This is a genomic window from Pleurocapsa sp. FMAR1 (assembly GCF_963665995.1).
Lineage (GTDB): Bacteria > Cyanobacteriota > Cyanobacteriia > Cyanobacteriales > Xenococcaceae > Waterburya.
This window is the reverse complement of the sequence record NZ_OY762512.1, coordinates 2,010,405-2,022,949: the sequence shown is the minus strand read 5'-3', so window position 1 is coordinate 2,022,949 and position 12,545 is coordinate 2,010,405. Positions and strand designations below refer to the sequence as shown.

9 protein-coding genes are annotated in these 12,545 nt (G+C 39.8%); 2 read left to right on the top strand and 7 right to left on the bottom strand.

Features of this window, described 5'->3' with window-relative positions; translation table 11 throughout:
- Nucleotides 1-37: 37 nt before the first annotated feature.
- From pstS to SLP02_RS09820, 6 genes are all read right to left on the bottom strand, one after another.
- The gene (gene pstS / locus SLP02_RS09845; RefSeq protein WP_319420481.1) at nt 38-1,135 is read right to left on the bottom strand and encodes a phosphate ABC transporter substrate-binding protein PstS; all 1,098 of its coding nucleotides are present in this window, start codon (nt 1,133-1,135) and stop codon (nt 38-40) included.
- 251 nt (nt 1,136-1,386) lie between these two features.
- Nucleotides 1,387-3,168: an iron uptake porin gene (locus SLP02_RS09840; RefSeq protein ID WP_319420480.1), complete on the bottom strand. Its 1,782-nt coding sequence runs from the start codon at nt 3,166-3,168 to the stop codon at nt 1,387-1,389.
- 303 nt (nt 3,169-3,471) lie between these two features.
- A complete protein-coding gene (phoU, locus tag SLP02_RS09835) occupies nt 3,472-4,140 on the bottom strand; it encodes a phosphate signaling complex protein PhoU (protein WP_319420479.1) in 669 nt (222 codons plus the stop codon).
- A 141-nt stretch (nt 4,141-4,281) separates the two neighbouring features.
- Complete coding sequence (locus tag SLP02_RS09830) at nt 4,282-5,610, bottom strand: sensor histidine kinase (RefSeq protein WP_319420478.1); 1,329 nt, start codon at nt 5,608-5,610, stop codon at nt 4,282-4,284.
- A 303-nt stretch (nt 5,611-5,913) separates the two neighbouring features.
- Nucleotides 5,914-6,288, bottom strand: coding sequence for a response regulator (locus SLP02_RS09825; RefSeq protein ID WP_319420477.1), 375 nt, complete (start codon nt 6,286-6,288; stop codon nt 5,914-5,916).
- A gap of 139 nt (nt 6,289-6,427) precedes the next feature.
- Nucleotides 6,428-9,748: a PAS domain S-box protein gene (locus SLP02_RS09820; protein WP_319420476.1), complete on the bottom strand. Its 3,321-nt coding sequence runs from the start codon at nt 9,746-9,748 to the stop codon at nt 6,428-6,430.
- Between the two features lie 353 nt (nt 9,749-10,101).
- Here SLP02_RS09820 and SLP02_RS26600 point away from each other — a divergent pair, with 353 nt between their 5' ends.
- Nucleotides 10,102-10,167 (top strand): DUF2949 domain-containing protein, encoded by a 66-nt coding sequence (locus SLP02_RS26600; RefSeq protein ID WP_413467356.1) that lies wholly within the window; start codon nt 10,102-10,104, stop codon nt 10,165-10,167.
- A gap of 24 nt (nt 10,168-10,191) precedes the next feature.
- A complete protein-coding gene (locus tag SLP02_RS09815; RefSeq protein ID WP_319420475.1) occupies nt 10,192-10,593 on the top strand; it encodes a hypothetical protein in 402 nt (133 codons plus the stop codon).
- A 69-nt stretch (nt 10,594-10,662) separates the two neighbouring features.
- Here SLP02_RS09815 and SLP02_RS09810 read toward each other — a convergent pair whose 3' ends face one another.
- Nucleotides 10,663-12,504: a response regulator gene (locus SLP02_RS09810; RefSeq protein WP_319420474.1), complete on the bottom strand. Its 1,842-nt coding sequence runs from the start codon at nt 12,502-12,504 to the stop codon at nt 10,663-10,665.
- Between the last annotated feature and the right edge of the window lie 41 nt (nt 12,505-12,545).

Sequence of the window (12,545 nt, the reverse complement as noted above, 5' to 3'; positions counted from 1 at the left end):
AGCGGTTGCTAATTATTAATAATCGACCTTCGTTGTTTTACTGCGCTTTCATTGTCTCTAGCTTTGCCTGAACTTTCTGGACTACGTTATTAGGTAAAGGAACATAGCCTAATTCTTTGGCATAAGCCTGTCCATCAGTTAATGACCAGTTAACTACATCTTTCAAGCCTTGTAATTTATTGGGATCGTCATAATTTTCATATGCCAAAATCCAGGTATAGGTAACAATGGGATAAGAATCTTCTCCTTCTGGGTCGGTAATAAATGCCCGTAGATTTTCTGGTAAAGTTGTAGCACTTAAAGCTCCAGCAGCAGATTCATCAGAGGCTGCAACATACTTTCCAGATTTGTTTTCTAAAGTGGCAAAAGGAATCTCCTGTTGCTTGGCATAACCATACTCAACGTAGCCAAGCGCGCCTTCGGTTTGCAGAATTTGAGCCGTCACCCCTTCATTGCCTTTTGCACCTATACCTGTAGGCCATTGTACGGTTTTACCGTCACCAACTTTGTCTTTCCATTCAGGATTAATTGCGCTTAGATGTTTGGTAAATACTCCAGTAGTACCACTACCGTCTGAACGATGAACCACGGTAATTTTGCTGTCGGGAAGCTTGGCATCAGGGTTAAGAGAGGCGATCGCCGGATCGTTCCATTGAGTAATCTTACCCAGTAAAATATCTACATAATCTTGACGAGAAAGTTTTAATTGAGTTACATCAGGCAAGTTATATGCCAGCACGATACTGCCAGCGGTCATAGGCAACAACGCCACTCCTCGCTTCACCGCACCAATCTCCTCGTCTGTCATCGCCACGTCACTCGCACCAAAATCCACTGTTCCTTGAGTAAACTGCTCAACCCCAGCACCACTGCCAACAGACTGATAAGATACCTGAACATTAGGATGCTGCTTATTGTATTCAGAAAACCAACGTTGATATAAAGGTGCAGGAAAACTCGCCCCCGCTCCTGTTAAGGATACGGACTGCCCTCCAGAACTGCTGCTATTAGCATCAGGGGTGGTCGAATCAGTCGCAGTTGGAGCTTTGTTACCACCACAAGCGGTCAGACCCAAGGTTAGAGCTAGTACGGGAACTAACCAAACTTTTCGCTTAAGAGAAACTGTAGAAATCATATATATATTGTCTTGCTAATTTATTCTGTGTAGTTTTAGATGAGTTAACAATCTGATTTGCTATTACTAAAGGAAAATAAGCGATAAATGAGCTTTGGTTCCCGTAGTTACATTAATTTATCTTGTTTTTATTACTCATAGATAAAGAAGAGGTTAACGAAAAATTAACGAGAAATTATTTCAAGTAATAAAAAAGCAAGGTTGGATTCTATCCAACCTTGCTTTATACAAGTATTGATTAAATTAACAATTTAGAACTTGAAGTAACCACGTAGAACACCTGCATAGATAGTATCGTTATCATTGTTACCGTTAGCGTTGAATATTGCGTAAGCACCAGGGGTGATCGAAATATTATCGTTAAGAGGGAACTTGTACTGTGCCTCAACCAAATAGGATCTGTCAATGTCTCCTACGACACCGGCTGCTGCTGCATCACCGTCAGTAGGAGAAAATCTAGGTACCTGACCGCCAGCAAAAGCTAGCTGAGAACCTTCTTTAACTAGGTCAAGGAAAGAAACACTACCTTGCCAAGTCCAGAGTTCTCCCGATGGATTATTATCATTTCCAGGTGCTAACCCTGAGACAGTGGAATAACCACCAAAACCACCCAAGACAATTTTTTCACCCAGGTTGTAGCTAGCGTTTAAACCATAAGTATTAGAAGTGGTGCTAAGCCCAATACCCCCGTTGAGTGCGTTAAAAGGATTGGCTGCCAAAGGACTACCAGTACTACCAGTTAGATTGACGCTATCGGCAGTTTGGAAACCACGAAGATAACTTGCGCCAAGCTGTAAACCTTCAAAAGGCGTAAAGTCTATTTGTCCACCTGTACTATAGGAACCGTTAAATAAACCTTGTCCGTTAGTAGGATCTGAAGCATTATCAGTCACATACAGTCCTGTAACCGCTATTTTATCGGGAATAAGGTCAAGTGTAACACCAGCGCCAGCACCAGCAGTAGCACGGTAAATCAAGGGATTATAGCGGTTGAAACGAGCCAGCGCACCATCACCACTGTTTTCTAAGGTAGGGTTGCCAGGATCGAAAACATCATCCACTCCCATGCCAGTTGTTCCCACATAACCAGTAATTCTATTGTTAAGAAAAGGAAGAGGGAAGATGTAGTATAACTTGCTTAACTCAATATTGTTACCATTGTTGGCTTCAAAATTGAGACGTGCTGAATCTGTGCCAGTTACGTCACCATAATTAGGTACGTTGCCTGCTTCTAATCTAGCTCTCAAACGATCCTTACCATAGAAGCTAGAGTCAAAGTTTAAACGAACGCGATCGCTAAAAGCAGTTTCATCATTTATGTCATTATTATCATTGAAATCATCGACATCATTATTATCAACTACGCCATCAGCATTGACATCACCGACAAAATTCTGTATATCTGCATCGCTTAAGTTATCGTTATTGAGAGCAGTTTGGGCTAAATTTTCGGCACTAAAACCACCATTAAAGGTATCAGTAACAGCGAAGACTGCTTCAGCATTAAGTTTAGTTGTAGTCGAAAATTGATTATCTTCTAAAGTAGCAGTACGGCTTTCAAGCTCATCTACTCTGCCACCGAGGGTAGCTAATTCTGCCTCAAACTCTTGTTGAAGACGATTGATAGTATCAAGGTCTTCTTGACTAACCGATCCTTGAGAAGCAATCAAGCGTTCAATTTGGTTTAAGCAGGAGTTTAAACCAGCAGCAAACTCATAACGAGTTAGTGGCTGATCGCCACGGTATGTTTGATTAGGATAACCAGCAATACAGCCATAACGATCTACAAGACTACGTAAAGCTTCATAAGCCCAGTCTGTAGGCGATACGTCTCTTAATTGGTTGACGTTTGTTACCTGAGATAAAGGCTGATCTTGACCTAGATTTTGATAGTTATTTATTTGTTCTAGAGTTTTGTCAACTCCTTGATCTTCACCAGTAACACTCTGCGCGCTTGCACCGCTGGCAGCAAATAAAGAGGCTGCAAATAAGATGGGAGCGACTTTCAATGTTTGCCAAAATAATTTAATCATTTATTATGTATCCTCACACACCTAAAACATGAATTAACTACAAAAGCGTAGTATTAGTTACAACAAATGTTTTTATTTAATGGTAGCTAATATCCCCACAGTATAATTAACCTTTAACTGGATTGACTAGAACATGGTGACATTTTATTTTCCGCACACTAGAGAAAAATATTTCTAATAAAATCACTCTAGTTTTTTAAGTCATATTGATTGTATAGTAACAAGCTAATCACGTAGTTAAGATTATGTAAAGCTCAAATTAATATCTACATGACTCAAGCTGACAAAAATGCACATTACAGCTTATTTTCTCTCGCCAGTAACAATATAAGAGACTCGCTGACCAATATTAGTAGCATGATCCGCCATTCTTTCTAGATGACGAATAGTTAAGCCCAAAAGCAAGATAGGTTCAACTACCCCTGGAACATCTTTTTGAAAAGCGATGATCTTGTAAAGGCGATCGTAAGCGTCATCAACCACATCGTCTAGTTCTTTAACTCTGCTGCCTGCGCTGACATCTAAATCAGCCAAAGCAACTAAACTAGTCGCTAACATTAATTGAGCGTGTTCAGACATAAAAGCAATCTCAGGTAGAACCTGATGGGGAGGATATTTCATTAGCTTGACTGCCATTTCCGTCAGATCTTGAGCATAGTCACCAATACGTTCTAAATCTCTGACTAACTGCATTATGGCACTGAGTAGACGCAAATCTCGAGCAACGGGTGCTTGTAGAGTCATGAGAGTAGAGCAATCTGATTCAATCTGACGATAGTATATATCAATATGTTTTTCTATATTTATTATCTTGCGGGTTGCTTCAAAATCACGCTCAAACAATGATTGATGACTCAGACGAAAGGATTGTTCAACCAGAGTTCCCATGCGCAAAACTTCCTGCTGAACCTTTGTGATTGATTTTTCTAGCTGATTTGATTCTGAGGGACTGGCTTTGGAAGATGAAGTCACTGATTTGATAAATAATTAATTAAATATTTATTTTTTTATTAAGCTACAGACTATATAACCTAAATAATTACATACAATTACGTATAAAAATAACAAAAGAAGTTTAAATTTTGATTACAAAGTGTATATAATTCAGCTAAATTATTGTTTATCAAGATTATTGAGAGGTAAAAGAATTTCTAGCCATGCTCCACCAAAGGTAGGATCGTTTTTAGCAGCGATCGCGCCTCTATGTGCCTGAATTATTTGCTCGACAATCGCTAAACCTAAACCACTGCCGTCAACAAAAGCAGAATTGTCTGCCTGTTGTCTAGTACGAGATTTGTCTCCTCGATAAAGCCGTTCAAATATATAGGGTAAATCCCTCGCTTCAAAACCCGTTCCCGAATCAATAATATCGATCTTGACTTTTACAGTCGCCGAGTCTTCTGTAATAGATGATACCTGGACTAAAATTTCCTTGTTTGGCGGATTATGTTTAATCGCATTATCTAAAAGATTAAGAAAAACTTGAATCAGGCGAGAGCGATCGCCATCAATGGTAAGGTCGCGATCGCCAGCATAAACTAAGGTTACTTCTTTTCTGGCGGCAATTGGTTCTAAGGTATGCCAAACAGATTGGATCAGATTGTGTAGCTGGATTTTTTCATATTTCAAAGTTTTATTCGGTGCAGCCTGTAGCTGAGTCAGATCCAGCCATTCTTGAACCAATTCAATCAGACGATTAGTTTCTTTGAGCATTTGTTCTACCCAACGACGCTCGGGGTTTTGCAATCGCGACTGTAAGTTTTCTGCCACTAGAGAAATAGCAGTGAGAGGAGTACGCAGTTCGTGGGTCAGATCGGCAAAAGTGCGATCGCGAGATTGAGATAGATCGAACAAAGGCTGTTGATTTTCGAGAAATACGGCGACCTGTCCCTCAGACAAAGGAAAACCATAACCCTTAATGGCGCGGGACTCTACTATTCTCCTCGGCGGTGAGGAGGTGTCTGTTTCGGCGGGACTATCTTCAGGAGGAGCATAGCGAGTATAGAAAAAAACCCATTCCTTTTGTTGTGGATGCTGAGAGCGACGGGTTACTTCGATCAAATTATCCAAATCGTAGGAACGTACCAATTCCAATAATAAACGAACCCGTTGCGATCGCCAAGAATCGATTTTCAATAATTCTTTAGCAGTTTGGTTACAGCCTAAAAGCTGATTTTCAGCGTTTACCTGCAAATAACCAATCGGTGCTTGTTCGATTAATTCTTGCCAAGTTTGCTTATTTTCTTCTAGCTTCTGACGTTGACGATCTAAATCAAGCAATTCGCGACGAATTAGAGAATGCACTGGTAAAGAAACATCACCGTCAGCATTGACACCATAAGAACTAAGAGTTTTCTTTAACTTTTTTTTAAACCGATATTGTTGCCCAGCATAAATTCCCAGACCGACTGCCAGTCCCATGAAAAAATCTATAGCTGTCATAGGTTAGTTATTGCTTGTGAATGAACTAACTTTAGCAAATGCCTCTGGCTTTTGAAAGCTAACTAGCAAAATCACAATTTGAGAGCTTGTGAACTAGCAGACTTTCATCTTCTTAAATGTTGGGCCAAGAATAGGCGATCGCGCTTAAGGCATCAGGACAAAACTGCGAAGCTTCTTTTAAAATACTTGGTTCGATTGCAGAAATCACAACAGTTATTCAGGAGATAGTCTTAATCTTAAAAACGTGGCGGAAGCAAAATTGTGTTGATCGGATTGTGGTGGTTTACGATCGGTATTGGTTAGCTACCAGCCGAGGAATCCAGAGATCTGGCTAGCTAGGGTCAAAGAATCAAAGGGTTTATTAATTACTCCTTTCGCCCCTGCACTATAGAAACGACGGCGATCGCTTGCTTGAGCTTTAGCGGTAATAAATATTGTGGGGATGTGCTTGGTTTTAGGATTATGGAGTAACTTCTCTAGTGTTTGTATTCCATCTATTTCAGGCATCATGGCATCTAATAAAATGGCATCTGGCTGTTCTGTTTCGGCGATTTCCAGACCTTCTATTCCACTCGAAGCACTCATCATTTCCCAACCTGCTTCAGACTTTAGACAAAAACCAGCTAGGGCTTTAATATCATCCTCATCATCGATAAACAAAATACGTTTTGCGTTCATGTCACTAAAACTCAAGATATCGTAGAAATTTTATCTGTTAAATATGAATGTTTCCTGAGATCTTTTCCACACCCTATATTACAGCAATCATGAAGTCAGAAGAAAGAAGTTTGAAGTTAAGAGTTTGATTTGAGCGACTTCATTGTTTTGGTAAAGAAAAGAAAAAGGTGCTGCCCTCACCATAAACGCTCTCTACCCAAATTTTTCCCCGATGCTGCTCAACAATATGACGACAAATAGCCAAACCCAAACCTGTGCCTCCTTTTTTTCGAGAATCGGAAGCGTCTACCTGTTGAAAGCGTTCAAAGATAGTTTGTAGCTTGTCTGTGGGAATGCCTCTGCCTCGATCTTTAACGGCAAAGAGAACGTTGTTATTTTCCAATCGAGAAGAGATCGAAACTTTACCATCAGCAGTAGAGAACTTAATGGCATTGCCAACAAGGTTAGTTAAGGTCTGTACTAAGCGATCGCGATCGCCTAAAAATTCCCCAGATTGAGAATCGCTTTCGAGACTAACTCCCTGTTCGACTGCCATCGAGCGAGTGGTATCTATTGCCTGCTGGATCAATTCAGCACTATCACACTTTTGTTTTTCAATAATATCTTTCCCTGCATCCATTCGTTCCAAGTCAAGAATATCGTTAACCAAGCGTTTTAAGCGATCGCTATTTCTCAAAGCCATATTTGCCATCTTCGACCCCGATTCGGACAGTTCCCCTAAACGACCAGCGCAGAGTAATTTAATTACACCATGAATCGAAGTTAAGGGAGTTCGCATTTCGTGACTGGCAATGGAGATAAATTCGCTTTTCATCTGTTCTATCGCCTTGCGTTCGGTAATATCCTCCACCATTGAGAAAAATCCTTTTACCTCACCATCTGAATCGAAATCGGGAATATAGGTAGCACTCATCCAGTAAGAGTTGCCTTTTTCGGAAATAAGTTGGTTCTCGAAAGTAGCTGCTTTTCCTGCCAGTGCCATCTCAACGTAGGGCAGCATTTTTTGATAGTTATCTTCCCCGACTATTTCTTTAATCGGTCGTCCCTGTAAACTATAACGGTATTTTCCATACCAAGTTTCGTAGGTACGATTGTTGTAGCGGTAACGTTGTTGATTATCAATGTAGGCGATTAATACGGGCAAAGCATCGGTAATTAGTCTCAACTGTTGTTCACTGCGTTGCAAAGATTTTTGGGCTTCAATGCGATCGCTAACATCCATAATTGTTTCCAATACTCTAAGAACCTTACCCTTAGAATCTACTGTTGGTTCGCCTCTACTTTCTAAATATTTGACCTTATTGTTGGGAGTTAGTAGTCGATAAATGATTTCCCAAGATCTTCCCTGTCCATGTCCTGCACGAAGGGTATTTTTAACTAGTAAAACATCCTTTGGATGAACGCGGTCTAAAATTTTTTGACAAGACGGTATGGGACAGTCTTTATCAAAACCAAAGCCAAAAATATTAAATAATTCTTCCGACCAACTTCGTTTTTTCGTTTCATGGTCATATTCCCAACTACCAATTTTGGCAATTTGTTCGGCTCTGGCAAGGAGAGCTTTCGATGACTGTAGCTTGGCTCTAGCCTGCTGGCTTTCGGTAATATCTTTGACTACCACTGTAAACAGCATTCCTAATTTGGTTTGAAGTTTCGCCACAGATGCCTCGGCGGGAAATTCTTCCCCATTTTTACGACGACCGTATACATTACTGCTACGCTCTGCCATTTTACGAGACGGTTTGCTAGATTTACCAAACTGGTTAATATGCTGGCTATGGACGTGGCGAAATGCTTCAGGTAGAAGAAGATCTAAAGATCGCCCCATAATTTCAGAAGCATGATAGCCAAAAGTTCTTTCTGCACCCTGATTAAACAGTTGAATCTGCTGTCTCTCATTAATTGAAATAATTGCCTCATCTGCATTGTCCAAAATGCCAGCTAGCTTTTGCTGATTTTCTCTTAAATCTTGCTCGCTTTGCCTGCGTTCGTTAATTTCAGCCTTTAATAATTCGTTGATGCAGGTTAACTCTCTTGTCCTTTCTGATACTAACTCCTCAGAATAATTAAATAATTGAGCCTGAGTTAAAGCCACGCCAATTTGATCGGCTAACTGATTGAGCATTAGAATTTCATTGTCTTGCCACTGTCGAGGATTATGACATTGATGGGCAATCAAAAGACCTTTAAGTTCGCCATGAGAAAGAATGGGAACGACTAGTTTAGCCTGTATTTGAAACTGTTTCAATAGCTGTTTAATATCTAGAGAAATAGGTGCCTTATCCAAATTATCAATCTGCAATACCTTTCCCTGACGGTATCTCACTATGTATTCACCCATCAGTAAAGGATCGGCAAGCTCATAACCCAACATAGAAGATAAATCGGGCAGGATCGCCTCACTAATTGGTACAGATGTATTGTTTGGTTTTAGTTCGACAATTAAAACGCGATCGCAAGCCAGAAGATTCTGTACTTCTGTAACAGCAGTTTGCAGGACTTTATCTAGCTCAATGGACATCCGAATTTTGCGAGTTATTTCTGTGAGGAGCTTAGTTTGTCGATATTGAAGCTCTAACTTATTCCAAACTCTTCGCTGTTCGGTAACATCAATGCCCGTAGCAATAATAAATTCTATATTACCCTGAGCATCAAACAAAGCAGTGTTCGACCAAGCAATAAGATTTTTACTACCATCTTTGGCAATCCAGGAGTTCTCATATTGATTGGGAACTTGTCCCCTAAGCAGTCGCTCAAAAACGGCTTTAGCTGTTGTTTTTTCCTCAAAGGGGATTAGAAAATCCCAGACTGATTTACCTTTGACTTCTGCAAAGCTATATCCAGTAACTTGCTCGCAGGTACGATTAAAACCAACTATTACTCCCTGTCGATCTAATATGGCTACCAAGGCACCGACAGTATCAATAACAGCTTTAGAAAAATCTCGTTCTTGCTGGAGAATTTCTGCTTGTTTGCCTTCGCGCTGTGCAGCCTGCCGTTCATCAACTGCCTGCACGGTTGCATAGGGAAGCTTGTTAGATAGTTGAGAACTACTATTGCTGAAAATATCGGCTGGCAATTTTTCTGTTTGCTGAAAAGACTGAATTAACTTCTGATAATCGACAACTCCAATCAATTCTGCTTCGTTATTCAAAATTGGGAGATGTTTAATCGAATGTTGTTGAAGCAATGACCAAACTGATTGAATATTCTGGCATTGCGATCGCAACCTCGCGATTACAGGCTGAGTCATTACCTTAGCCACAGTAGCAGCCTCCATCTCAATTTCTGTTGATATTGCTCTTAGTACATCACCTTTAGTCAAAATTCCGACTAATTTTGTTTCGACTACCAAAATATAGTCAATTTCTTTTTGGGTAAACAAAGCGATCGCGTTTTTTAATGAAGTGTTTGGCGCGACGGTTACAGGATTAGGCTCAATGCACTTATCAATATACACTATTTAAAATTACCCAGGTATTAAAACTTGATTCGGTCAATGAAGAGAAAAAACACAGTTTTTATCTACTTAATTGTAATATTTTTGTCATTTAACTATTTGACTTTTACATAACTTAATCCAACTCCTAGCTACATAAAAAGCATAGTTCTTTATAACTTTTAACAAACATTTCCTCACAAGATCCTCAAATTTTTTTTCTAAATTTATTAAACTAATACAGCTTTCCAATGCCACATAAATTGAAAGTACCTAAAATGCTAGAGCTACTAATAAACTTTCTGCAATCGGAATTGAAGATTTCCACTGGGGCAATTTCGTTGGCACAGAGAAATTAAGTTATAGAACCCATATTGCCCATAATTCTTTGGCAATACGGGTTGCTTGATAAAAAACAGTTAGATCGAGTCCTTGGTTGATTAGAAGTATCTTAATTAAGAGCTATGGAACAAAATAAACAATATATCTACTCCTTTAGCAATGCTAGCTATACCCTTAGAGTTATTAAGCATTTGCGCAATAAATATCCAACATATCTAGATTCAGTGACAGTTATCAATTTAGTCGATCGCTGGTTGGTTCAAATCTACCTGAAAAATTTAATGCCTTATCAATCGGAAAAAAATCTTCAGTCTTTTCTTGATGAAATGGGTATTATTATTCAACCTCCATCTAAGGTAATTGATGCTTTGGCAAGCCTAGCAAAAGGAGAATCTCCTACTGAGGTTATGAATCGCTATCAGGTGGTAATTGTTGATTATGGAAAACCCAAAACTGAAGAAATTGAAATTTTTCGCGATCAGATTGTAGATAGATTGGGCTACTGTCCACAGAACATGGCTTAAATGTAGTTAGAGGTTAGAGGTTAGAGGTCAGAGGTCAGAGGTTAGAGGTCAGAGGTCAGAGGTCAGAGGTCAGTTAGGGGCCAACGGCTGTTCGCCCGTACCAGTCAGAGGTTTACTGCGTCGTAATCGATTGAGAATACGGTTAGCTAATATTGATCCAGTTACAGGTTTACATAGATAGTCATCTGCACCAGTAGCAAAAGCCTGATGTTGAGTTTTTTCGTCCTGATGCGCGCTTAAAAATAAAATTGGTAACTGCTGATAACGGCGATCGCTTCTAAGAACTTGACATAGTTCAATACCATTAATTTCTGGCATTTCTATATCTAATACTAGTAGATCTGGTTCAACATCTTCTAAGACATCCCAAAAATACTGTGAATCGTTGAGGGTAGTTAGTTCAAAACCCCAAGGCTGAAGGGATATTTTTAATGAGAGTAATACCTGTGGATCGTCATCGAGAATCAAGACTTTAGCAGCAGATCCCGAAGCTTGAAGCAATTCTGTAACACAGTTAATAGCAGTAACTGGTTCTACTGGATACTGCAACGTCAAGTTAACGCCTTTGCGAACAATATCTAAGCGATCTAGTAGTTGTGGCGATTCAGCGATCGCCACAATTGGCAACTCGGATAAATGCTGATGTAGCTGTTCGAGAAATGTAAGATCTTCGCCATCAGGAAATGTTATTTTATGCAGCACCACATCAATAGATTCTCGCTCTATTATTGCTCCTGCTTGCTCAAGATTAGATGCTATAAAGGCTTTCATTCCTTTTTGTTGAGCTTTGGCAAATAATTTCTGGCTATACTCAGCATCGAAATCGCGATCAATTATCAGTAATGAAATATTTTTACCCAAAGCATCTCTAACAGTCTCTTCAAAAGGCTGATGTTGTAATTCGGTATAAAGGGCAGAAATTAATTCGGTAACTTGTTTTGGATCAGCAGTTTCAATAGAATCATTATCTAATAATTGCTCAAGCTGCTTGGCAATTTTTGAGCCTTCAGGAAAACCAAAACAACCCAATGAACCCCCAAGCTTATGAGCAGAACTTTTGGCTTGAGTGTGTATTTCTGGGTTTACCGGCTCTTCTACTAATGCTTTAGCAAAGTTTTCTAAGTCAGCTAACCGCTCAAATGCTGCATCTTTAAACTTTAACCAAGTTTGAGTAATTACTGTCGATCTCTTTTGCTTATCGCTAGCAGTTTGAACCAGATTGCTTTGCTGTTGATCTTCTTCAGACTTGAGACGATAACCAATACCATATACAGTCTTAATTGTATCTTTATCCAAACCAGCAGTCTTGAACTTTTGACGCAGACCTTTTATATGGGTTCTGACCGCCTCTTCCCCTGGAGGATCTTCCCCCGCCCAGATGTTATTGATAATTGCCCCTGGACTAAATACCTGTTGGGGATGGCGCATAAACAGTTCGATCATGCCATATTCTTTGGGAGTCAGAGGTAATAATTGTTCTTGACAATGTACTTCATGAGTTTTAGGATTTAAACTCAAATTTCCCCATTCCAATATTGGTGAAGATACGGTGATTTCCCGCCGTAACAAAGCACGGATTCTCGCGGTAAGTTCGTCAAAATTGAAGGGTTTGACTACATAATCATCCGCACCCGAATCCAACCCCATTACTTTATCATTATGGCGATCGCGAGCAGTCAAGAGCAGAATCGGCATCTTATAGCCTTCGGCTCTAATTTGCTGGCAAAGCTCTATTCCATCAAGATCGGGTAACATCCAGTCGAGAACCACTAGATCGAAGTCAAACAGCAGCACAAACTCCCAGCCCATTTCACCATTGCTGGCAATATCGACAGCATAACGCTGTTCGACTAATTTATTAGCCAAAACTTCCATTAATTGTTCATCGTCGTCTACGAGTAAAATTCTCATGGATGGACTTAAGATACTTCTCTACAATTCTCAAATTTCGC

Excerpts from the sequence above, each read along its gene's own strand:
- pstS (WP_319420481.1), bottom strand. The coding sequence starts at position 1,135 with ATGATTTCTACAGTTTCTCTTAAGCGAAAAGTTTGGTTAGTTCCCGTA.
- SLP02_RS09840 (WP_319420480.1), bottom strand. The coding sequence starts at position 3,168 with ATGATTAAATTATTTTGGCAAACATTGAAAGTCGCTCCCATCTTATTT.
- SLP02_RS09830 (WP_319420478.1), bottom strand. The coding sequence starts at position 5,610 with ATGACAGCTATAGATTTTTTCATGGGACTGGCAGTCGGTCTGGGAATT.
- SLP02_RS09825 (WP_319420477.1), bottom strand. The coding sequence starts at position 6,288 with ATGAACGCAAAACGTATTTTGTTTATCGATGATGAGGATGATATTAAA.
- SLP02_RS09815 (WP_319420475.1), top strand. The coding sequence starts at position 10,192 with ATGGAACAAAATAAACAATATATCTACTCCTTTAGCAATGCTAGCTAT.
- SLP02_RS09810 (WP_319420474.1), bottom strand. The coding sequence starts at position 12,504 with ATGAGAATTTTACTCGTAGACGACGATGAACAATTAATGGAAGTTTTG.